The sequence below is a fragment of the Vibrio sp. V12_P9A6T4 genome, from assembly GCF_963874835.1.
GTDB lineage: Bacteria > Pseudomonadota > Gammaproteobacteria > Enterobacterales > Vibrionaceae > Vibrio > Vibrio anguillarum.
The window spans coordinates 1-22,295 of the sequence record NZ_CAWNJO010000072.1 but is presented as its reverse complement, the minus strand read 5'-3'; the positions used below and the strand labels follow the sequence as shown (position 1 = coordinate 22,295).

The 22,295-nt window shown below is 44.6% G+C and carries 16 protein-coding genes; 5 read left to right on the top strand and 11 right to left on the bottom strand.

Annotated features, from left to right (window positions below):
* The first annotated feature begins 120 nt into the window (after positions 1-120).
* Positions 121-558: an IS200/IS605 family transposase gene (gene tnpA / locus AACQ42_RS12315; RefSeq protein ID WP_094166426.1), complete on the top strand. Its 438-nt coding sequence runs from the start codon at positions 121-123 to the stop codon at positions 556-558.
* A 102-nt stretch (positions 559-660) separates the two neighbouring features.
* Here tnpA and AACQ42_RS12310 read toward each other — a convergent pair whose 3' ends face one another.
* Positions 661-1,434, bottom strand: coding sequence for a RelA/SpoT domain-containing protein (locus tag AACQ42_RS12310; protein ID WP_017044056.1), 774 nt, complete (start codon positions 1,432-1,434; stop codon positions 661-663).
* Between the two features lie 347 nt (positions 1,435-1,781).
* On the opposite strand from AACQ42_RS12310, the gene AACQ42_RS12305 reads away from it, so the two are divergent.
* Together AACQ42_RS12305 and AACQ42_RS12300 are read left to right on the top strand one after the other, a co-directional pair.
* A complete protein-coding gene (locus AACQ42_RS12305; protein WP_094166425.1) occupies positions 1,782-2,429 on the top strand; it encodes a thiopurine S-methyltransferase in 648 nt (215 codons plus the stop codon).
* A 121-nt stretch (positions 2,430-2,550) separates the two neighbouring features.
* Entirely contained in the window at positions 2,551-3,849 is a 1,299-nt protein-coding gene (locus AACQ42_RS12300) for a methyl-accepting chemotaxis protein (protein ID WP_094166424.1), read from the top strand.
* Positions 3,850-3,913: 64 nt separating this feature from the next.
* Here the strand turns inward: AACQ42_RS12300 and purT are convergent, their stop codons facing one another.
* The gene (gene purT / locus AACQ42_RS12295) at positions 3,914-5,089 is read right to left on the bottom strand and encodes a formate-dependent phosphoribosylglycinamide formyltransferase (RefSeq protein ID WP_017047011.1); all 1,176 of its coding nucleotides are present in this window, start codon (positions 5,087-5,089) and stop codon (positions 3,914-3,916) included.
* A 288-nt stretch (positions 5,090-5,377) separates the two neighbouring features.
* Here purT and AACQ42_RS12290 point away from each other — a divergent pair, with 288 nt between their 5' ends.
* Complete coding sequence (locus AACQ42_RS12290; protein ID WP_234828654.1) at positions 5,378-8,125, top strand: bifunctional diguanylate cyclase/phosphodiesterase; 2,748 nt, start codon at positions 5,378-5,380, stop codon at positions 8,123-8,125.
* Positions 8,126-8,183: 58 nt separating this feature from the next.
* Here AACQ42_RS12290 and cdd read toward each other — a convergent pair whose 3' ends face one another.
* The 6 genes from cdd to AACQ42_RS12260 all read right to left on the bottom strand — a co-directional run bounded on the left by cdd (position 8,184) and on the right by AACQ42_RS12260 (position 14,264).
* Complete coding sequence (cdd, locus tag AACQ42_RS12285; RefSeq protein WP_017047013.1) at positions 8,184-9,071, bottom strand: cytidine deaminase; 888 nt, start codon at positions 9,069-9,071, stop codon at positions 8,184-8,186.
* A gap of 208 nt (positions 9,072-9,279) precedes the next feature.
* A complete protein-coding gene (locus AACQ42_RS12280) occupies positions 9,280-9,960 on the bottom strand; it encodes an LrgB family protein (RefSeq protein WP_094166422.1) in 681 nt (226 codons plus the stop codon).
* Positions 9,960-10,292 carry a CidA/LrgA family protein gene (locus AACQ42_RS12275; RefSeq protein WP_033197434.1) on the bottom strand — a complete coding sequence of 111 codons (333 nt, stop codon included), beginning with the start codon at positions 10,290-10,292 and terminating at the stop codon, positions 9,960-9,962. Before AACQ42_RS12275 ends, AACQ42_RS12280 begins: the two co-directional genes overlap by 1 nt.
* Before the next feature lie 124 nt (positions 10,293-10,416).
* A complete protein-coding gene (gene sbcB / locus AACQ42_RS12270) occupies positions 10,417-11,841 on the bottom strand; it encodes an exodeoxyribonuclease I (RefSeq protein WP_094166421.1) in 1,425 nt (474 codons plus the stop codon).
* A 151-nt stretch (positions 11,842-11,992) separates the two neighbouring features.
* Positions 11,993-13,360, bottom strand: coding sequence for an L-cystine transporter (locus tag AACQ42_RS12265; RefSeq protein ID WP_094166420.1), 1,368 nt, complete (start codon positions 13,358-13,360; stop codon positions 11,993-11,995).
* 220 nt (positions 13,361-13,580) lie between these two features.
* Positions 13,581-14,264, bottom strand: a complete 684-nt coding sequence (locus AACQ42_RS12260) for an NAD(P)H-binding protein (protein WP_013856632.1) — start codon at positions 14,262-14,264, stop codon at positions 13,581-13,583.
* A 216-nt stretch (positions 14,265-14,480) separates the two neighbouring features.
* On the opposite strand from AACQ42_RS12260, the gene AACQ42_RS12255 reads away from it, so the two are divergent.
* Entirely contained in the window at positions 14,481-16,439 is a 1,959-nt protein-coding gene (locus AACQ42_RS12255; protein WP_094166419.1) for a methyl-accepting chemotaxis protein, read from the top strand.
* A gap of 46 nt (positions 16,440-16,485) precedes the next feature.
* Here the strand turns inward: AACQ42_RS12255 and AACQ42_RS12250 are convergent, their stop codons facing one another.
* The 3 genes from AACQ42_RS12250 to AACQ42_RS12240 are packed head-to-tail and all read right to left on the bottom strand — an operon-like array spanning position 16,486 to position 22,080.
* Positions 16,486-18,621, bottom strand: a complete 2,136-nt coding sequence (locus AACQ42_RS12250; protein WP_094166418.1) for a type I secretion system permease/ATPase — start codon at positions 18,619-18,621, stop codon at positions 16,486-16,488.
* 1 nt (position 18,622) lies between these two features.
* Positions 18,623-19,975 carry an HlyD family type I secretion periplasmic adaptor subunit gene (locus tag AACQ42_RS12245; RefSeq protein ID WP_017049398.1) on the bottom strand — a complete coding sequence of 451 codons (1,353 nt, stop codon included), beginning with the start codon at positions 19,973-19,975 and terminating at the stop codon, positions 18,623-18,625.
* The gene (locus AACQ42_RS12240) at positions 19,972-22,080 is read right to left on the bottom strand and encodes a peptidase domain-containing ABC transporter (protein WP_094166417.1); all 2,109 of its coding nucleotides are present in this window, start codon (positions 22,078-22,080) and stop codon (positions 19,972-19,974) included. Before AACQ42_RS12240 ends, AACQ42_RS12245 begins: the two co-directional genes overlap by 4 nt.
* Positions 22,081-22,295 lie beyond the last annotated feature (215 nt).

The window sequence follows — 22,295 nt, the reverse complement described above, 5'->3', positions numbered from 1 at the left end:
TTGTCATCCCTAAACCACCGCCTTGGGCGGTGGTGATTCAACCTTGGGGCTATTGCCCGAAGGAGTGCCCATGCTAGAAGTAAACCTCTTATTCACCACAAGTAAGAGGAAACTAAAAACATGGGCGATTATAGAAGTTCATCACATGTATATTGGCGTTGCAAATACCACATAGTTTGGACACCGAAATACAGATTTAAGATCTTGAAAGGGAATGTAGGTAAAGAGCTTTATCGCTCAATCTATATTTTGTGCAATATGAAAGATTGTGAAGTCTTGGAATTAAATGTTCAGCCGGATCGCGTTCACTTGGTTGTGATAGTTCCACCAAAAGTTTCGATATCAACGTTGATGGGAGTATTGAAAGGGCGTTCAGCAATCCGCTTGTTTAACAAGTTCCCACATATAAGAAAGAAACTGTGGGGTAATCATTTTTGGGCAAGGGGATACTTTGTTGACACAGTTGGTGTGAATGAAGAAATCATCAGGCGTTACGTAAGGCACCAAGACAAGAAAGATCAAGAATATGAGGCGCAGTTAGAGTTGAAGATAAACTAGCAGCGCAGGGATGCCCCCTTATAGGGGGCTATAAACCAAAGCCGCCTTCTAAGAAGGCGGATTTTTACTTCTGTTTATGGTGAGTTAAGGGTTCTGAACGTATTAGGCTGCTTGAATATGAGTGGTGATATACGGCTGCCAGGCGTTTTGGTAGAGCTCGATAGATTGGCGACGAAACTGGTTAATTTGCGCCTTTTCAATATCATGTAACGCTCGCTTCTCTAATGCGGCGACACGTTCAAACTTCTGGATCTGTTCATAGAAACGATGCTCGGGGCCATTTTTCACATCGGCAATGGCTTTAAGATGTAATTGTACTTCTGCAATGATGTTGGTTTTAGGAAGTTGAACCAGTAAGTTTAAATCACGATAGCCTGATGCGGCAGGCGATTTAAAGCGGTTCTTTACTTTTACGATACTGGCTTCTCGGCTTAATACCTCATAAGCCTCGACTAAGCTTGGTACATCATTTGCCACCAGGGTTGTTCTGGCTAAATCTGTGATCCTATCAGCTCGCCCACCTAATTCATGTTCTATTTTGTTTAATGCTCGGTCACGTGATTTCACGCCAGAAAAGTGAGCCTCTGTTGATGTTAGTAAAGCAGTACTTCTGCACAATGTTTCAAGTTCACGTTGAGCTTGGTGAGCTTTACTGTAGAGAATTTCAAAATCGTTGTAGGGTTGCAAAGGCTGGTTGTTGGTGGACTGGATGCCATATAAACCGCTTAAACTATGCTTGAACAGTTTAGATGAGAGTTGATTTTTCGATTCACCAACTTTGGCATCACTTTCTGAATTGAACGGAACGGCTGCAAAGGCAGGGGCTCTGCTTAGTACTAAAAGCATCAGTGCCGTAGTACGTAAAAATAGGCTCATTCATTCTCCTTAACTTAGTCTAGGTAAAAGGTGAAACCAAAATAGACCTAAACACGTGATAACCAGAGTCGCTTGCTATGAGATCTTGGGATGAAGAAAGTGAACTCAATAGCTCGTGGAACAATTAATCCATAATTTTGCGCTTTATCACAGGTCTTATCTTCAGACGCCTCGCCAGGCTATCTGTTCAATTTGATGTGTTACCAAGTGTATCTAATGAGGATGAACCAAATATGAACATCTTTATCTGTCTTTGTGCTGTTTGTTTAACCCGTTGGGGATTCACTTATTAGTCAGTAGCATGTACTTTGTCTGGTTGTAGATTTTAATCGTAGAGCACGAAGATAATGAAAGATCCCGAATTTTGGCACAAGAAATGGGCCTCCAACCAAATAGGATTTCACTTAGAAGATGTGAACCCATTGTTGATCGAATATTGGCCTCAACTCTCACCTCAACGAAATGAAAGTGTATTTGTACCATTGTGCGGAAAAAGTGAAGATTTGATATGGCTCGCTTCCCAGCATGAACAGGTTCAGGGTGTAGAGCTGAGTGAAATTGCCGTTCGTTCCTTTTTTGCCGAGCATTTTTATACGCCAACGGTCACTCGCTTAAATGGATCGCATGAACTGTATCAGTTTGATGAACTGATGATTTATACCGGAGATGTCTTTAGTGCGCCGCTAAAAGCGGTTGAGCTTATCTACGATCGAGCGGCGTTAGTTGCGCTGCCCCCTGAAATGAGAGAGGAATACGTTACTCGCTTGCTTTCACTGTTAAAAGAGGGCGGAAGGGTGCTGCTTGTGACGCTGGATTACGTTCAAAGTGAAATGATGGGCCCTCCATTCTGTGTCGCCAAAAATGAAGTTGAGTCGTTATTCACTGACTGCAAAGTGACGTGTCTGTTTCGTGACGATGCTGATGAAAATCACCCTAAGATCAGTCAACGAGGATTAAGCCGTTTTGCTGAAGTCGTGTGGTTAATTGAGAAGTAACAGACTATGCTTAGATCGTTTATTTATACATCTTATATAACAATAAATAGGTAGGTTTTAGGCGTTTGATGAGAGCAAGCCATTACGTCTATATCAGCCGCTCTAATACTAAGGAAAAACTATGGGTTTGTTTAGTCGGAAGCCAAACAGCAATCAACAGTCTAAAAAGAGCAGTGATGAACTGGTGGTTGATTCAATAAAACGCACGATGGCTTATATTGAGTTTGATCCACAAGGACATATTCTGACTGCCAGCTCCTCATTCTTACAAGTGTTGGGTTATTCATTATCGGAAGTGGTGGGCCAGCATCATCGAATGTTCTGTGAAAGTGAATTTGTTAATGCGCCTCAATATAGTCAACTTTGGCAAAATTTAGCGCAAGGTAAACCTCATGCGGGTACGTTTTGCCGTTTAACTAAAAGCCATAATAAAGTCTGGATTGAAGCTACGTACATCCCAGTAAAAGATGAGCAAGGAAAAGTGGTTAAGGTGGTGAAGATTGCCAGTGATGTCACTGCTGCAAAAGAGAAATTGGATAGGCAAGTGGCCGTATTTGAAGCTGTCGATAAGTCAATGGCTGTGATTTCTTTCACTCCCGATGGGACGGTTGTGGAGGCGAATCCAAACTTTCTGTCCTGTGTTGGGTACAAATTACAAGAAATCGTTGGTAAACCACATCGCCTATTCTGTGACGATGAGTTTTATAGAAAGAACCCGAATTTTTGGGCGTCGCTTGCTAGCGGCCATTTTAAAACGGGATTATTTAAACGTTTTACAAAACATGGTGATGAAATTTGGTTAGAAGCGACTTATAACCCCATCTTTAACGAAAAGCATAAAGTGATTGGTGTGACTAAGTTTGCAACTGATGTCACGCAACGAGTACTGCAAGCTCGGGCGATTAAAGATGCAGCAGAAGTGGCGCATCACACCTCACAAGAAACGGTACATATTGCTCAACTTGGGACGGGAACGCTAGCCGAAGCCGCCTCCATTGCTAAAGAGATTGATAACGCGATCACTAAGGCGAATACATCGATGACGCAATTGGCCAACCAGTCGCAGCAAATCACCAAAATTGTAACCACCATTACAGGCATAGCAGAACAGACTAATTTGCTGGCGCTCAATGCCGCTATCGAGGCTGCGCGTGCTGGGGAGTATGGCCGGGGTTTTGCTGTGGTTGCTGATGAGGTGCGCTCATTAGCCTCCAATACCACCAAAGCGACCGATGAAATTGGTAATATTGTTAAGCTCAATAGCGAACTGACCAACAGCTCGACATCGATGATGGGGGCAATTCAAGGCCAAGTCACGGCATGTAACAGCAAACTGGAAGAGACGCAAAAGCTGATTGATGAAATGAGAAAAGCCGCGGACAGTGTGGTTAGCACGGTCAGTGAACTGATTAAAGAGTAAGGCTCTGCAGCGAGTATTGTTGGTGAAGAAAATGAAAGCGAGCCTAGTGGCTCGCTTTGCGTTTTTACAGAATCACTTGCACGCTTTTGGCACATTGAATTGCGTTGTGCAAAGCCTGTTTGAGTTCTTTATCTTTCGCCAGAGCAACCCCAAGTCGACGGCGTCCATCAATGTCTGGTTTACCAAACAGACGAAGTTGAGTGTGTGGGATAGACAGTGCTTCATTTATTCCATCAAATCTAAGGTTAGTGGAGGTGCCTTGACCTAAAATAACCGCAGATGCCGATGGCCCATATTGGGTAATACTGTTGATTGGCATACCCGTGAACGCGCGCACGTGTAACGCAAATTCAGACAGCTCTTGCGAAATGAGGGTGACCATTCCCGTATCATGTGGGCGAGGGGACACTTCATTGAAGATAACATTATCGCCTTTTACAAACAGTTCAACACCAAATAAGCCGTAACCACCGAGTGCATTAACCACTTGTTCTGCTACATATTCAGCGGCTTTAATTGCGTTAGCCGACATCACTTGTGGTTGCCATGATTCGCGATAATCCCCTTCCTCTTGTCGATGGCCAATGGGAGCGCAGAAATGGACACCATCCACTGCTCGAATCGTCAAGAGAGTAATTTCGTAGTCGAAATCGATAAAGCCTTCGACGATCACTCTCCCAGCTCCACTGCGGCCACCTTCTTGAGCGTATGCCCAAGCGCGGCTAATATCCTCTTGCGTCTTAATCACACTTTGGCCTTTACCTGATGAACTCATCACAGGCTTAACTACGCAAGGCATACCGACATGCTCAATCGCCAGTACAAAATCATTATAGTCATCAGCAAACTGATAAGGAGAGGTAGGTAAGGCAAGAGTTTCTGCGGCTAAACGGCGAATGCCTTCACGGTTCATCGTCAATTGAGTGGCCGTTGCAGTGGGGACCACGTTTAAGCCTTGCGCTTCCAGTTCAACCAGCTTGTGAGTGGCAATTGCTTCAATTTCTGGCACCACGTAGTCTGGTTTTTCGAGTTCGATAATGGCTTGTAGCGCATCTCCATCGAGCATATCCAATACGTGGCTACGATGCGCCACCTGCATTGCTGGAGCGTTGGCGTAGCGATCACAGGCAATCACTTCTAAACCAAGGCGTTGGCATTCAATTGCCACCTCTTTGCCCAATTCTCCGGAACCAAGCAGTAAAACGCGGGTGGCATTTTCACGTGTAGCAGTACCAAACATAGTGAATCCTTACATTCAAGCAATAGGTAATAGCGAAAACAGCCAAAATCATACTAAAATTAAGAATAAAAGCAAACGTTTGCCCTTGTGATGAGAGATGAGTAATTTCCTGTTCGTACTGTCGATAGAGTGGTTCGTGTAATACGCAGTAAACGAACTCATATCTGTACAAAATTAAGGCTGAAATAGCAATTAATGTGCAGTAAACAGCATTCGAGAAACTGCGTTAAGAATATGAAGTAATTTCAGTCTAAAGTTTATGTGGGATTGACTAAGAAAAAGACACCTATGGCTATGAAAACTTTCTTACGTTTGCGTTTTATTACTCTACACACGAAAACTGCTCTGTTGTTTTCTGTCGGGTTGGTTGGGATCATTCTTAGCAGCTTATTTATTACTCGCCACTTTTTTTTATATAGTTTGAATGAGCTTGAATCAATTGAGATTCATCGAGATAGCAATCAAGCTCAGTCGGTCATTCAAGATCTTTTAGTACAGCAAGAAAAGCGTTCTTATGATTGGGCTTATTGGGATGAAACTTATCTGTTGCTGTTGAATGGCGACACTCAATTTGCTGAGCGCAACTTGTATCCTGATTCCCTCGATACTTTAGGTTTAGACGTTTTGGCTTTCATCACCGAATCCTCGCAATTGGTTGAATACTTATGTCGGGATATTGAACTTGGCACAAACTGTTCGTTAGTGGAACAGTTGATACGCTCACAAGGTGTGAGCGACCATTTAATTCAGATGCATCACACACTTGATGAGGATAAAACTAGCCGCTCTGGCCTCATCCGTGTGGAAAATAGTGTGTGGGTGGTGAGCCTAACTCCGGTGCGTAACAGTGAAGGTACGGCTGATGTTGTGGGGTGGATGCTATGGGGACAGCACTTAACCCGCCGTTTCCCTTCTCAGTATCAGAACCTACTAACCGCTAAAAATGACATTGTAGTTACCGATGCTCCTGTGATTTTACCTGTTAGTCATAATCAAGAAGGTATTGAAAGAGATCAAAATAATATCACGCATTACACCTTACTCAGTGATATGACAGGGCAACCTATTGGTTATCTAAAAACCTGTGCTCAGCGGCTTTACTATCAAAAAGGGAACGAAACTTTTTATTATTTGATTTTGACGATCATCATTGCGGCCGGCTTTGTCGCCGTGGCTACTTTTGCTCTGTTTCGCAGCAAGGTAGCCAAACGGTTTGAGAATTTTGAGCGTGGGATCAATCAGCTGATTGAAGAGAGTGCATTCTCTTCACAATCGAATGATAAACAAGATGAGTTTGAACGAATTACCGAACTTGTCCGTTCACTTGCTGCCTCATCCTCCTTGGCGGAAGATAGGCTTAAAGAGACGTTACAGAAATTTGATGCACTCTATCAAAGCCAAAATCTCGGAATGTTGCTGGTGGTTGATCGCTTCATTGTCGATGTGAACCAAGCCTTGTTGGATATGCTTTCTTATTCTAGAGATGAGTTGGTTGGAAAGGTTTTAGATGAGTTTTGTATTATACAAAATGATGTGGTGTGCAGCAGTGAATTACTCTACCAAAATATAGAACAAGGGATGCGTGAATTTGAGGGACATGTTGTTACAAAGGGTCAGCAGCGTTTAGAGTGTCTTATCGAAGCTACATTGATAGAACAACGTGGGCATCGCTCTATCATGCTATCGATTACTGATATCAGCGAGCAAAAGCAGCAAGAGCAGCTTATTTACGACCTTACCCATTGTGACCCAGTGTCAGGTTTACTTAATCGTCCAACGATGATGAGCCAAGTCCAACCTTTGATTGACAATCCGACCGAATGTGGTGGGTTTTCCGTGCTCTACCTACGGGTTAAAAGACTAAAAGAAATTTCAGAAGTGTACGGACACAGTGCTTACGATATGGCCGTTAAACATTTTTCGGCTACGCTTAGAAACCGTTTCAACACGTCCATAATGGGACGAATTAGTGAATATGAATTTATGGTGTGTGAGCTGGGTAACGGGGCAACCTCTTTTTTGATTCACAGAGGCACTAAGCTTATCGATAGTTACAAGCGGAAGACTGACATTGGCGGCTTGGAACTCGATTTGAGTGTGGAAGGCGCTGTGATTGATTCACAATTGACTATCGATTCTTTTGAAACTTTGGTTCAAAGTGGTTTTTATGCCATTCAACAAACAGAGAAAGCTGGAGCCAGCCTGGTTGTTTCAGTGACACAAGAATTGTTTGTTCATGCCCAGAAGTCGTTAGCGATCAATCGAGATCTCATCTCAGCTGTGAAAGATGGCCATATTATTGCTTACTATCAGCCGATTGTTCGTGCAGACAGTGCCGAAATCATTGGCTTTGAAGCTCTGGCTCGCTGGAAGCACCCTCAACTTGGTATGGTTTCGCCAACCGTATTTATCCCTTTGGCTGAGCAACGTAAAGTGATCATTGAATTGGGAGAGCAGATACTAGGCCAAGCCTGCCAATTTATTAGCGAACTGCAAACGCAGGCGCAATTTTCGTTGGGTAAACGGCTAAGTATTCACGTCAATCTTTCTAGCCCGCATTTCTACAGTAAAAAATTGGTCGGGTACTTATCAGTATTGATTGAAAAATATCAAATTGAACCGGGACAATTAGTGCTCGAATTGACGGAAAGTATGTTGTTGGGGGCTGAAGAAGAGACGATCAAACGCATGGATGCGATAAAAAAACTCGGTATACAGTTGGCGCTTGATGATTTTGGTACGGGCTATTCCTCGTTTAGTACATTGTGTGATTTTCCATTAGATATAGTGAAGTTAGACCAGTCTTATATTTCCACATTGGAATCCAATGACAAAGCCAAAACCTTGGTGCGCAGTATTATCAATATGTCGCAAGAGCTAGGCTTAACTACCGTGGCTGAAGGGGTTGAAACTGCTTCGCAACTGCGCAAACTCAAAGTCTGGAATATTGATGAGATCCAAGGCTTCTATTTTTACAAGCCGATGAGTAAACAAGAGGTGTTCGATAATTTGTTGGGCGGAAAGGATATGCGGTAAAACCTGCACCATCAAAAGGAAAAAATCCCCATGCGTTGGGGATTTTTCACTAGAGCGCCTAAACCACAAGATAGGAAAGAGGAATGTCTGGGTTAATTACTTCCAAGGTGGCTTGAGTATCGGCTAAATGGCTAATACTGCCATCAGACATCTCAACTAATGCGGCTGCGACAATATTATCAAAGCGTTGGCCATCCATCATTAACTGAACAAGAGCAACTTGCAATGGTGGTAAGCTTGGGTTGAATGCGGCATTTTCAGCATACGCACCGACGTAGGTTTTACCATTCTCAACTTGCAGGGCAACACCACTGAGATTGTTGGTATAGGGTGCGTAACTGCGGTTTAGGCCATTAAGAGCTAAGCCAATGAGTGGGTCATCTTCGCTAGTTGTTTTGCCGTGGTTAGCGTCTGCCATTAGACCAGAATCAACACCTAAATCGGCAGGACCAAATGATTCAGGTAGGTACTCTTGCAGTGACTTCTCATCACGCTGTGGTAGCTGAATGGCAAGCGAGTCTGCGGTCGTAAGCTCATTCATAAACTGACGGCAGTGCCCACAAGGGCTGAAGTTGATGGTAATGTCAGCAACGCCTTGTTCACCTTTCATCCACGCATGGCTGATGGCACATTGCTCGGCGTGTACGGTTTGGCCTAATTGTGCACCGGAAAACTCCATATTGGCGCCAAAGTACAAACGGCCCGATAAACCTCTGACGATGGCTCCCACGTAAAAGTTTGAAAGCGGTACATAAGCATAGGCGGCCGCAAAAGGCAGCAGTGCAACGCGCAATTCCGCATCGTCTAAGCCAGAAAGAGAAAGCAGTTGGTTGAACTGTTCTGGTGATAGGGTTGCGTCAAAATCATCGCACAGCAGAATGGGCGACAAAAATTCTGCAACGGGTTTTGGCGTATCAGCTAGCGCCTGTTCAATACGGCTTTTCATAATGAGTCCTTATCTATGTATTGAGGAATATTCTAGGCGAAGAATGAAATTTTACTGAGATTTAAATCACGTAATGCAATGTAACGTAATTTTGGTTTTCACATTTAGAGTGAGGTCACACATGAAATCGATTACAGTCAGCCTTAGAGTGAGACACGTCTACAATCAAAATCCATGAGTAGACGTATCTTTGATTTCTGTTGGCACTCTATAGCGTGGACAACCACATTGAAAAAGCAAAAAAACTTGGAGCAAGTATCGATGTGATTACGCCGCACACGACTAATGCAAGTGAACTAAATGCTGCGTCACGTGGATCTTTTTCAGCGCAGGTTGCTGTGCCCAGCGCATGAGATACGGTGCCCATGGTTAAGCCTTTAGCAATTGGATGCGTGATGTTGAGAAGGTTATAGATAGGGTAGGCGAGAATCGCGCCAAACAGCCCTACAATGACCACTAAAACGGCGGCAATGGCTGGCTCCCCACCGAGGTTACTGGAAACTTCCATCGCAATCGGTGTGGTAACTGATTTACCCAGTAGGCTGGCGATTAAATGTATATCCGTTTGAAGATAAACAGCAATTAAGCTGGCTGTGAGCATTGACATAGCACTGCCCACCCCGCAGGCGAGGGCAATGATGCGCCAATTTGAGCGGATATGAGGCAGTTGTTCATAGAGAGGATAAGCCAGCGCCACCACAGCCGGTTGCAACAGAAAGCTCAGCCACTGGTTATCAGCATAGTAACGGGCATAAGGGATGTTAAAAAATAGCAAGATAGGAATGATGATCACAAGGCTGAGCAGTAACGGATTCATTATGGCCGTTTTGCATTTTTTGCTGATCCAACGTGTCAGGAAAAAGGCCGCAATCGTGAGCAATAACCACATCACTTATTCCCCTTTTTCAAAAAACGATCCAACCCTAAACCCAGACAAACTAATACGATCAGCGTACCGCCCACCGCGCTGGCAAGAATCGGGATGGCGTTACTCATCAATAAATCAAAATGCTCGATTAATCCGACACTGATAGGGACAAATAAAATAACCATATAACGGATAAAAAGACTGGCACTGGGTTTTACCCATTCGACAGGCACGAGCCCACTTGCCAATAAACTAAACAGAATTAGCATTCCGATAATACTGCCCGGAATGGTGATGCCAAGCCAATGTTGAAGATTGATACCTGCCATCAGGCAAAGGAAAATCAGCCCCATAGAGACCAAATATTTTGCAATGGTATTCACAATAAAAGTCGGTGCCTTGTTGTGCCTAAACTATTTTCGGAAATGGAATCGCAGCGTGTTGGTTTGAAACCTGACAGCGCGAAAACCTCGTACATTAACTCGCGATGTCTTCGACATAACGGTAAACGGATTTTAAAATAGCCATTTTCTTTTCGTCACTGCTGTGGGTGTGAACTAAGTTCTCTAAATTGAGCATGTACTCTTCAAGGTGGCTTTCGAAATAATCACGACAGTGAGTTGCCCAACGTCTTTGCTCTTCGTCACTTAATGTCAATGGGTAATGGCGAGCGCGGTAGCGAAACAGCAAGGGTTCGATGCGCTTATCGCTAAAACTAATGTCTAATGCGGCGAGATTGACTGGGTCAGCTTGGCGAATGATCTCCATCGCCGCTTTGTCGGCGGGAGAGAAGAAACCGTCGTAGAGTTGAGTATCGACATCGTCACTGTGTTTATATTCTCGCTCAATTGTGTAGAGGCCAATCAGCTTTTCTCTGATCTCTGGGTACTGCTTGATGAGCGCTAAGTGTTCAAGGCACAGGTTTCTATCGACCCCGATATGGTCTGCATTTTCGGCCGTTAATGTTTTGGCCGGCGCAAGGATAGGGCATTTATTGAGATGCACTAATTTGATGGGCACTGGCAATTCATCTTCTGCCAACTCTTCGCGTTTGGTATATAGACGTTGATGCAGTTCTTCGCTGCTTAAATCGATCAGGGGTTGAGGGTTTTTGGCAAGGTCCACCACAATAACCGCATTTTGATTGGTGGGATGCCAAGCAATCGGCACGATCCAACTGGTGTATTGGCATTCTCGGCCTAACATACCCGATACGTGCATTAAAGGTGTCATGTTGACGATATCAATCAGATCATTGAGTTTGCGTTTATGGCGCATGTTAAAAAAGTAATCAAACAACTTGGGTTGGGCGGCTTTTACTTTTTTGGCCAGCTCAATGGTGGCGATAACATCGGCCATAGCATCGTGGGCATTCGCGTGTTCGATGCGATTGGCAACAGAGAGATGCTCCAACTTAAAACTGGTAAAGCCTTCGTCATTTTCGGGCCAGTTGATGCCTTCTGGACGTAGCGCATGGCAGGCGCGCATCACATCAAGTAAATCCCAGCGTGAATTGCCGTTTTGCCAGCTCCAAGCATACGGATCAATGAAATTACGATAGCAAGTGTAACGCGTTACTTCATCATCAAAACGAATACTGTTGTAACCAAGACTGGTGGTGTTGGGTGTGGCGAGTTGTTGATGAATTTTGGCGATAAATTCAGGCTCTGGCAAGCCTTGGGCCACCGCTTTTTGTGGAGTGATACCCGTAATAAGCGCCGCTTCTGGAGAAGGCAGATAGTCCGCTGGTGGTTGGCAATAGATGACCAGTGGTTCGCCAATAATATTAAAATCCATATCGGTGCGAACGCCCGCAAATTGGCTCGGACGATCTTTCGCAGGGTTGACTCCCCACGTCTCATAGTCGAGGAAAAAGAAAGTAGGCGGGTGCTCTTGTCGCATTCGATAGTATCCAGTCGCTGAAATTTAAGGTTTATTAGACCATTGCCCGTGTGACATAGCAATGTGCGAAGCATGCTCTGATGAGGATTTGAAATGAAAAAGCCGGCGCATTGGCACCGGCTTGGAGAAAAACGAGAACGTTCGATACTTTCTAGGCTTGCTGTTCTTGAACTTGTACCTGTTTACCGTTCAGTAAGCGGCTGGTAATGGTACCTGCCGTCATTGAGCCTGAAACGTTCAACGCGGTGCGGGCCATATCAATCAAGGGTTCAATGGAGATAAGCAGTGCTGCAATCGTCACTGGTAGGCCCATCGCTGGTAGCACGATTAAGGCTGCAAAAGTGGCACCGCCACCGACGCCAGCAATACCAAATGAGCTGATTGCGATAATAGCCACTAGCGACAAAATAAAGTGCACGTCCATTGGATTAATACCGACGGTAGGAGCAACCATCACTGCGAGCATGGCTGGGTAAATACCAGCGCAGCCGTTTTGACCAATAGTGGCACCGAATGAAGCCGATAGATTGGCAATTGCTGGTGGTACGTTCAGCTTAGTGATTTGCGCTTCTACATTAAGAGGAATGGTTGCCGCTGAGCTACGTGAGGTAAACGCGAAGGTCAACACTGGCCAAATTTTCTGAAAATACTCTTTAGGGCTAACGCCTACAAAAGAAACCAAGATACCGTGCACCACAAACATCAATGCAATGGCGACATAAGAGGCGACAATAAAACCGAGCAAACTCAGAATATCGCCCGCACTTGATGTAGCGACAACTTTCGCCATCAACGCCGCAATACCGTAAGGGGTTAGTGCCATCACCATTTTCACGAGGCGCATCACAATCGACTGTATCGCTTCGACAAAGGTGCGGATTGGCGTTTCTAGCTCGGCTTTCTCTGACATTACTTTACGCGCCGCAATACCCGTTAGTACGCCAAAAATAACCACAGCGATGATCGAGGTTGAGCGAGCACCGGTTAAGTCGGCAAAAGGATTGGTCGGAATAAAGCTTAATAGCATTTGAGGAATAGTTAAATCACTCACAGTAGCGGCGCGGCTTTCTAGTACAGCAATACGCGCCGTTTCACGGCTGCCTTCAACGAGGCCGTCTGCTGTTAAACCAAAAGCTTGGGTGACAAAAATACCGATCAATGCCGAGACAGCGGTCGTCAGCAGTAAGATAGAAATGGTCAGGCCAGAGATTTTACCCAGCGAGCCACCTTTATCGAGCTTCACAACCGCAGCGATCATCGACACCAGCACCAAAGGCATAATCACCATTTTTAGCAAACCAACATAACCGTTACCGACGACGTTGACCCAGCCTAATGTTTCCTTGATGGCCACATGTCCTTCACCAAGAACCAGTTGTAGAGCAAGGCCAAATGCGCTGCCTAGGATTAACCCAAGTAGCACTAAGCGTGAAAGAGTGTGAGATTTTTTCTGCTGTCCGAAGAGAAAAAACAGAATGCCAATAAATACTGCGAGTGCGGCAATGGCTGCAACTGACATGATGCGACACCTTAAAAGTTGTGTACCCATGATTACGTTGATCGCCGATGAGCGATGTAGTCGATAATGCTAGGTAAAAGGGGAATAAAAGCGATGAAACGCAACCATATCTTTTAACGTAGGTTAATCCAAAGACAAAATCAGCATGATTTAGAACAAATGGTTATCAATCTTTCTATTGTGCTGGTAAATGAACCGATCGGTGAGTTATTTAAGCAAGTCATTGATACTTCTTGAGCAAGGCAAGCATGTCGCTAGAGTGCAAAATATCTATGGCGTGTGGTTGTATCTGAAAGAGGCAATAGAGCATAGCGCTTGCAACATCTTGCGCGGAAATGGGGATAAAATTGCGTAAGCGCCCTAGTAGCAGAGGGTGCAATAGAGTCAGAATCACTCGTACCCATTTTTCATCCGTTCGCTTGTTTTTCCGAATGCCAGTTAGAGGTCCAGGCCTGACGAAGGTCACTTGTTCAAAACCCATTCGGCGAATGGTTTCTTCCATTCTCCCTTTGCATTGTAAGTAATGAGATCGAGAGCGAGCTTTGGCACCTAAGCTCGAAACGATGGCAATGCGCTTGACACCCAATGTCTTCATTGTTTGAGCAACTTGACAAACCAACTCATAGTCTACTTTCTCCAGCCCCTGCTTTGAACCCGCTTGCTTACGGGTAGTCCCTAGTGCGATGAGACCAAGCTGGGGAGGGACAAAACTTTCATCCCAGTGCGTGATTTGCAACTGCGGATGAATGATTTCTTGCAACTTTGGGTGTTGGATTTCGGTGCTTTTTCTGACTAAAGAATAGATTTGAGAGACGGCTTGCTCTTCTAGCATGATGGCTAAAGCATGCTGCCCAACGAGACCGGAAGCGCCAGCAATAATCACAGTTTTGTGTCGTTTATCCATCGTTTTCTCCTTTTTACCTTGCAGTGATTGTATGCAGTGCTGCTTACTTATGGCAGTTTATTCTTTCGCTTTCATCGTATTCAACCATTTATAAGCACCTATTTTAGAAATAATGCTTTAGTGACATTGCATCTTTATCGCTATTAACTAAGTTTTTAGTGTAGGTAACTAAAAGAAATGAGCTGCTGTCAAATACAGAGATAAGGCGTAATAACAATGAAAATAAAATCTAAACTGTTGCTCAGCTTGATTTCGGCGACCATTATCCCTGTTGCTATTGTTTCAACGGTAATGGTGACGAATTTACGTTCACAAGCCGTTAGTGATTTTATTGAACAAAGTCATGGAGAAATGAGTCAGGTTGATAATGCCATCGCCATCTATTTTTCTGGCATTGAACAAAATGTGAAAATGTTAGCCAACTCACCCGCGTTGCAAAAAGTGGACAGTTCCATTACCCGTTATATCGACAAAATAGCTGAACCGATGACCCCAGATAGCAATGGAATGGTGGAGCGTGGAATTTATGAAGCGCTTTACCTTATGGGTGAGGCGCACAAAGGTTATTCGTACGTTTACATGGGAACCAAAGAGGGCGGATATATACAATGGCCGACGGGTAAGGCGTCAGACAATTATGATCCTAGAGCTCGCCCGTGGTACAAAACGGCGATGTCTAGCCCAGGCGAGATAAAACGCACTCAAGCCTATTATTGGGAGCCTGATGACGCCACGATTGTGAGCAATGTTTTGTCCTTTAATGCTGCTGGTACCCAAAATGCTGGGGTGGTTGCGATTGATGTTTCGCTAAAAACACTGACGGATATCGTGAAGAAGATAAAACTAGGCGAAACCGGATACATTATGATGGTTGAGGATAGCGGTAACGTCTTGGTGGATGCTAAGTACCCAGAGAACAATTTTCAACCCCTTGACTCCTTAGCTGCTGCATACAAAACGATAGGTCAAACATCCTCTGGTTTTATCAATGTAGAAATTGGCGGTGTGGAATATATGGCTAATGTCATGAATTCTGAAAAGTTAGGTTGGAAGTTCGTTGGTCTGATTACTACCGAAGAAGTTATGGCAGAAAGCAATAGCTTGATCAAATACATTTTAGCGATTGTTTTTGTGTTGACAGTGATTTTCATCATTGGCGCACTTTTTTTGGCGGGGTTGATCGCCAAGCCGCTTAGTTTAGTTTCAAACGGCTTACAAGAGATAGCTGAAGGGGAAGGTGATTTAACCAAGGAATTGGTCATTCGTTCGAACGATGAAACGGGTCAATTAGCTGTGTATTTCAACGCATTTTTGAAAGCCATTCGATTACTTGTGCAGCAAATAGGCCATGCTGGAGAACAAATGGGGGAATCGGCGCAAAGAGCGGCAACAATATCGGAAGACTTGTCAGCCGTTTCTCAACGACAGAAACAAGCGGTTGAGATGGTATCAACGGCGTTTAATGAAATGGTGTCTACTGCCAATGAAGTAGCAACGCTATGCAGCTCGGCAGCTCAGGCTGCTGATGACAGTCAGCAATTAGTGAGTCAAGGCCAGCAAAATATCCACACCGCGGTTTCTAGTGTCAATCAGTTAGCTGATTATATTTCAACGTCTTCAACCACGATTCAAGAGTTAGAAAATGATAGCCAAGGTATTACTGCAATTTTAGATACCATTCGCGGCATTGCTGAACAGACCAACCTGTTGGCTTTAAACGCTGCGATTGAAGCGGCTCGTGCAGGGGAGCAGGGAAGAGGTTTTGCTGTTGTTGCGGATGAGGTTCGTGCGCTCGCAAAACGTACGCAAGATTCAACCGAAGAAATCAACGGCTTAGTGGTACGTTTGCAAAATAGGACCAAAGAAGTCGCAGAACAGATGACCGTGAGTTTAAATGCGTCACGGAAAACCGTGACAACGACTGAGTCGGTCAACGATAGCTTTACTGGCATCTATCAGTCAGTATTGTCGATTCACGATATGAATACTCAAATCGCAACGGCTGCCGAAGAGCAGCACCTAGTCGCAGAAGAAATTAATCGTAATATTCATCAAGTACAAGAAGATACTCAGAAAGTTGATGATGTATCGAGCCGAGCTCTACTTAACTCACAAAATCTCGCGAGTTCAGCTGATGATCTGAATAATTTAGTGAGTAAGTTTAAGACCCAGTAATTTCTGGGGAGATTTTTTATACCTAACCCATTTGAAGGAGAGAAAGTTAACCACTGACTTGTTGTTTCCATAAACGTGCGTAAAGTCCTGCACGTGCGAGCAACGCTTCGTGAGTACCTTGCTCGGCCACTTGCCCATCTTCGATGACGATAATGTTATCGGCATGACGAATCGTCGATAACCGATGTGCAATACTGATCACCGTTCGATCATGGCAAATGGTTTCCATGTTGCTCATGATGGCCGCCTCTGACTGATAATCGAGCGCTGAAGTCGCTTCATCAAGCAGTAAGATTTTTGGGTTAACTAACAATGCGCGAGCCAGTGCAATGCGTTGACGTTGCCCGCCAGATAAGTTGGCACCTCTTTCTCCTACTTGTTGTTCAAACCCTTGTGGCAGCGCTTCAATAAAGCTTAACGCACCAGCAAGCTTTGCAACGTTTATCAGCTCTGCATCGCTTGCATCGGGTTTACAAAGACGAATATTGTCGGCAACGCTGCCTGCAAATAGCATGCTTTCTTGCAGCACCACACTCATGCTGCGCCTTAACGAGACCGGATCTGCAATGGCGAGATCCATACCATCGACTAAGACTTGCCCATGCAAAGGTACATAAAGACGCTGTAGCAGTTTCGTTAATGTACTTTTTCCAGATCCGGAAGGCCCAGTAATACCAATAAATTGCCCCGGAGCGATGGTCAACGAGAGATTCGCTAAGACTTCCGGTGCATCGATATGATAACGGAAGCGAACATTTTTAAACTCAATGCCTCCTTGAACAGAAGGGATGGAAGCAAGGCCATCTTTACTATTTTCAGCCGGTTCGTTAAGAATGTCGCCAACGCGACGCAAGGCTACTAAGGTGTGCTGGAAATCTTGCCACACTTGCGCAAGTCGCAAAACGGGTTGAGTAACATGCCCTGCTAGCATATTGAAGGCAACCAATTCACCGGGAGTGAGCTGCCCATTGAGTACTAAGTTGACTCCCCACCAAAGTAAAATGGCAGCGGCTATTTTCTGCACTAAGGCAATCAATTGCCCAGCAATTAAACTGGCTTTTTGGGCTGAAAACGCGCATTCAATTTGTCGACTGAGTATTTGCTGCCACCGTTCTAAAAATCGAGCTTCCGTTGCGGTTGTCTTGATTGTTTCGATACCCGTTATAGATTCAGTCAGGAAGGTGGTTGTCTCTGCTTCTGCGTCATACTCTGTCGTTACCTTGTGACGAACCCAAGGTCCAATACCTAACCACAGCAGAAAGTAAATCACTAATGAACCGATAATCAGCCCTGTGAGCGCTGGCGCATAATGAAACATCACACCAATAAAGAGGGTGATAAAAATGAGATCCAAGAGCAGCATTAAGGTTGAGCCCGTCAAAAACTGACGTATTTGCGCCATTTCCCGTACGCGGGCGATGATTTGCCCCGTTTGACGCTGCTTGAAATAACTTAATGGAAGATTAATCAAATGCCGATACAACCGCCCCGATAGCTCTGCATTGACTTGACTAGAAAGATGACCAAAAACCGTATTGCGCAAATAACTGTAAAGAGGTTCAGCAATGGCCAGCGCAAGCATAGCCAGCGCTAAAACGTGCAAACTCGACAAACTTCGCCCCACAAGAACCTTATCAATAACGGTTTCAAAAAGTTTGGGACCAAACAGGGCAAACAGTTGCAGCACAATCGAATACAGAAACACATCACGTAGCTGTTTTGACTGACGGAGTACCGAAGGCATAAACCAGCGGAGGCCAAAAGCGACATCGCTTGGCTCTATACTCTGCTCAATCAGTAATAAGACCTCATAACAGGAACTTGACGATCCTTGCGCCAACGGAAACTCGAAATAGCGCTGTTTAATGGGATCGTACAAGGTCCAACCATACTCGTTTAGCGCATGAATGACATGCCATTGCTGACGGATTTTGATCAATGCAGGTAGCGGGATCGGCTCGCTTCCTCTGACGGTGATCATTCGGCTTTTCAGACCAATAGATTGAGCGGCTCGCTGAATGTCGAGAGCACTGAGCTCATTTTCGGCAACGCCTAGTGTATGAATCAGTTGTGATGGCGTGACTTTCTTATCAAATGAAAGGCTGGCAAACGAGAGGGCCGCTAATGCGCCATGGCTTTCTTGATCATGAACCGTTGAGACGGTGTTGGTTAAGGTATCCACTCTATTTTTCTCGCAATGCTTCAGCTTGATATTCTCGGATTGGGCTGAGTAGATAATCGATGATCCGACGTTGGTCGGTTTTAATCTCAGCCACGACAGACATACCGGGCAATAAGGCAACAGAGGTACCATCGACTTCAATTGTATGGTTTAACAATTGCACTTGAGCGGGAAAAACCAACCCAAGTTGCTCATCCATTGTCGAGTCTCTAGAGACGTGTACCAATGTTGCCGACAAGGTGCCGTAACGCGTATAGGGAAAGGCATCAATTTTCAACGTCACGGGTTGGCCAGCATAAATAAAGCCAATGTCTTTATTGAGAATTTTAACTTCGGCGACTTGTACCGAATCGTCAGGCACAATAATCATCAAATTTTGTGCTGGTTGTAAGACCGCTCCAAGGGTGTGAACACTCAATTGCTGCACAGTGCCAGTGACAGGAGAGCGAACCACTTGTAATCCTTCATGTTCGCGTACTTTGTCCAGTTCATGTTGCAGCGCTGAGAGTTGTAGGTGTGCTTGCTGACTTTTGTCTTGCCACTCTCTGGCTTTTTGCGCACGCAGCGCTTTTAAACGCTCTTCTAGGTTGAGATATTGCTTTTGCAGCACGTGCTGTTGTGATGTTTGCTGGGCTAACGCTCGTTCGGATTCTAATAACTCTTTTTCCTGCTCCAGATACTGCACTTGACCGATCAAACGCTGTTGTTTGAGCTTTTTTTGAGCATCAAGGCGCTGAGTAATATTACTCACTAACTGCTTTAAGCCTCTGATATCGACCTCAAGTGAGGACTGGGAAGCAAGATTGACCTGCATTTCAGCACGCAAGTTTTCCAACACCGATGTGAATTCGTTCTTTTCAGTATCAAAGCTGTCAATGACCTCTTGCTGCGCCGAAGGTGCCAATGCCAAATACAGGGGATGTTGAGCTAGATCAGCCTTACCACGCAACGCTTGATACTTGAGAAATTCATGGGTTTGATAGCGTATTTGATGACGCAAACGTTCAATATCTTGGCTAACGCCTAACGTGTCCAGAGTCAGTAAGGGCATCCCTTTTTCGACACGTTCGCCGTCTGCTATATGGATTTGTGCTACTCGGCTTTGTTCGTAAGACTGAATCACTTGCGAGCGCCCAGGGACTAACAGCCGCCCGTTTGCGGTCGCTTGGATATCCAATTTCCCCCAATAGGTCCAAAGTAAGGTGAGCAGTAACCCTACACTTAGCGTGATGGCGGTGATGCGAGCAAACGGAGAGGGTGGGCTCTGCTGTAGAGCAAGATGGCCGGGTAAAAACTCAAAATAGCCGTTCGTTTTCGGGCGCTTAGAGCGAAGCTTCTTTAACTGAGAGATCATACTCGCTCATCCTCTTGTTTTAATGCTCGTTGCAGTTGCCACAGCTGGAAATATTTGCCTTGCTCTGCGAGAAGTTGTAGATGCGTGCCTTGCTCTGCAATCTCGCCTTTTTCCAGCACGATAATCCGGTCACACTCTCTTACCGTAGAGAGGCGGTGTGCAATGGTAATAACGGTACGCCCGACGGCAATTTGCTCCATATTGGTTTGAATGATGGCTTGTGATTCATCATCTAAAGCGCTGGTGGCTTCATCAAGAATTAAAATCTTAGGGTCTGCAAGCAGTGTGCGGGCAATGGCTAAACGTTGTCGTTGTCCGCCTGAAAGTGACTGCCCCCCTTCGGCTAAAATCGTGTCGTAACCCAGTGGCAGCTTTAAAATAAACTCATGAGCGCCCGCTAATTTTGCCGCGTGCACAATCTCATCCAAACTGGCTTGTGGCTTTGAATGGGCAATGTTGTCACTAACACTTTTACTAAAGAGAAAGTTCTCTTGTGATACCACCCCCAACTGGCGACGCAATTCATGAACACTGATCTGTTTGAGTGGGGTGTTATCGAACATGATTTGGCCTGATTCAGGGCTGTACAGCTTGAGTAAAAGCCGAGCCAAGGTGCTTTTTCCCGACCCCGAGCCACCGACCACACCAATTTTCTCACCCGCTTGGATATTGAGTGAAAGCTGATTGATGGTCAGCGGTAAATCGGGTTGATAACGGAAACTCACCTGATTGAGAGTGATCGCACCTTGCAGCTGTAGAGGATGGCTGGCTTGCTGCTGCTCGGTGGGCAAATTGAGTAGGTCGGAAAGTTTATCGACTGCAATTTGCGCTTGTATAAATTGCCCCCACAGCTCGACGAGCCGGGCAAGAGTTTGTGCAACATGACTGGCGAGCATGTTAAAAGCGATCAGTTGACCTATGGTCATTTGTAACGCGAGCACTTCTGATGCGCCAATCCATAGTAGAAAGACGCTCGCTATTTTTTGGATGAACTGCACTGCGTGGCTAGAGCGGTTATTCCACTGCTGAACCACATAGTTGCTCGATATCATCTGTTCGGTTTGAGTATCCCAACGTCGAATAAAGCGAGGTTCAGTCGCTAAGCTTTTAATGGTATCACTCCCCGCGACGGTTTCAGTTAGAAACGAAGTGTTGTGCGCCATATGGGTAAATTGTTGTTCAATCGCTTGTTGCAGCCTTGGGGTTAGCCACCAAGCCAAAAAGAGATAACACGGCAGTGTGGCCAATACCAATAAGGTTAGCCCGCCAGAAAGTAAGCTCATCACATAGAAAAAGATCACGAGAAAAACGAGATCAATCGTGAGGGTAAACATCGAACCTGTGATGAACTCGCGTATGGTATCGAGCTCTCTTACCCGAGTCACAATCGCCCCAACTTGCCTTGATTTGAAAAACAGCAGTGGTAAACCAAACAGATGGTGAACCAATTTAATGCCAAGCTTAATATCAATGCGGTTAGCGGTATGAGCATATTGATATTCGCGTAAACCGCGTAGCAATACCTCAGCTATTCCAGAAATAACTAAGACGAACACTAAAACATCGAGTGTCGAGTGGGCTTGATGCACTAATACTTTGTCCATCACGACTTGGAAAAATAGCGGTGTAATAAGTGCAATAACTTGCAGTACGAAAGAGAATAAAACAATCTCAGCGATTAAATGTTTATGTTGCGATAATTCAGGTAAGAACCAACGAATATCAAAAGAGGATTGCTTTTTTTTGATATCTAGCGTTTTTCCATTCCAATTCTGTTTTAAATAGCTTGTATCTACTACTTTTGGGGTATCTGAATCACATGGATGAATTAAACATTTATTCTGTTCAACTTTAGCTAAAATAAATGGGTGATTATTTTTGTTAAATAAAATAATCGGTTTCTTTATTTTAGTAATTCCAGTAAAAGACTTCGCTTTATTAGCAGTGACTAAATAATTTCTTCCTTTTAAATCTTTTATTATTGAATCAATTGCATTGGATGGCGTTTCATTAGAGATGTCTAATTTTATCTCACGAATTCCGATCAGCGGTAAGTAGACTGATAAGCAATGTAGCATGGCTTTTTTTTCATTTAAATCAGTCATATATTTGATTCTTCAAGGGCCAGAAAAAGAAAGGGGGCGGATCATATCATTAATATCAATAGATGCTCAAATGTTATCTGGTCTGATTAGTTAATTGCGGTTTTTAAAGGTTTTAATTATCAGTTGCTTGTATTCGGTAATATTTTGGTTTTGTTAATTTATTCATGACTTAGCGTTATTGTATGGTTGCATGCCATTGAAATGCTGTATAACAT

What these genes read in the sequence shown, in the direction of transcription:
- AACQ42_RS12265 (WP_094166420.1), bottom strand. Translation starts at nt 13,360, where the DNA reads ATGTCAGTTGCAGCCATTGCCGCACTCGCAGTATTTATTGGCATTCTG.
- AACQ42_RS12275 (WP_033197434.1), bottom strand. Translation starts at nt 10,292, where the DNA reads ATGGGGCTGATTTTCCTTTGCCTGATGGCAGGTATCAATCTTCAACAT.
- sbcB (WP_094166421.1), bottom strand. Translation starts at nt 11,841, where the DNA reads ATGCGACAAGAGCACCCGCCTACTTTCTTTTTCCTCGACTATGAGACG.
- AACQ42_RS12245 (WP_017049398.1), bottom strand. Translation starts at nt 19,975, where the DNA reads ATGATCTCTCAGTTAAAGAAGCTTCGCTCTAAGCGCCCGAAAACGAAC.
- AACQ42_RS12240 (WP_094166417.1), bottom strand. Translation starts at nt 22,080, where the DNA reads ATGACTGATTTAAATGAAAAAAAAGCCATGCTACATTGCTTATCAGTC.
- cdd (WP_017047013.1), bottom strand. Translation starts at nt 9,071, where the DNA reads ATGAAAAGCCGTATTGAACAGGCGCTAGCTGATACGCCAAAACCCGTT.
- AACQ42_RS12305 (WP_094166425.1), top strand. Translation starts at nt 1,782, where the DNA reads ATGAAAGATCCCGAATTTTGGCACAAGAAATGGGCCTCCAACCAAATA.
- AACQ42_RS12290 (WP_234828654.1), top strand. Translation starts at nt 5,378, where the DNA reads ATGGCTATGAAAACTTTCTTACGTTTGCGTTTTATTACTCTACACACG.
- AACQ42_RS12300 (WP_094166424.1), top strand. Translation starts at nt 2,551, where the DNA reads ATGGGTTTGTTTAGTCGGAAGCCAAACAGCAATCAACAGTCTAAAAAG.
- AACQ42_RS12260 (WP_013856632.1), bottom strand. Translation starts at nt 14,264, where the DNA reads ATGGATAAACGACACAAAACTGTGATTATTGCTGGCGCTTCCGGTCTC.
- tnpA (WP_094166426.1), top strand. Translation starts at nt 121, where the DNA reads ATGGGCGATTATAGAAGTTCATCACATGTATATTGGCGTTGCAAATAC.
- AACQ42_RS12310 (WP_017044056.1), bottom strand. Translation starts at nt 1,434, where the DNA reads ATGAGCCTATTTTTACGTACTACGGCACTGATGCTTTTAGTACTAAGC.
- AACQ42_RS12255 (WP_094166419.1), top strand. Translation starts at nt 14,481, where the DNA reads ATGAAAATAAAATCTAAACTGTTGCTCAGCTTGATTTCGGCGACCATT.
- AACQ42_RS12280 (WP_094166422.1), bottom strand. Translation starts at nt 9,960, where the DNA reads ATGTGGTTATTGCTCACGATTGCGGCCTTTTTCCTGACACGTTGGATC.
- purT (WP_017047011.1), bottom strand. Translation starts at nt 5,089, where the DNA reads ATGTTTGGTACTGCTACACGTGAAAATGCCACCCGCGTTTTACTGCTT.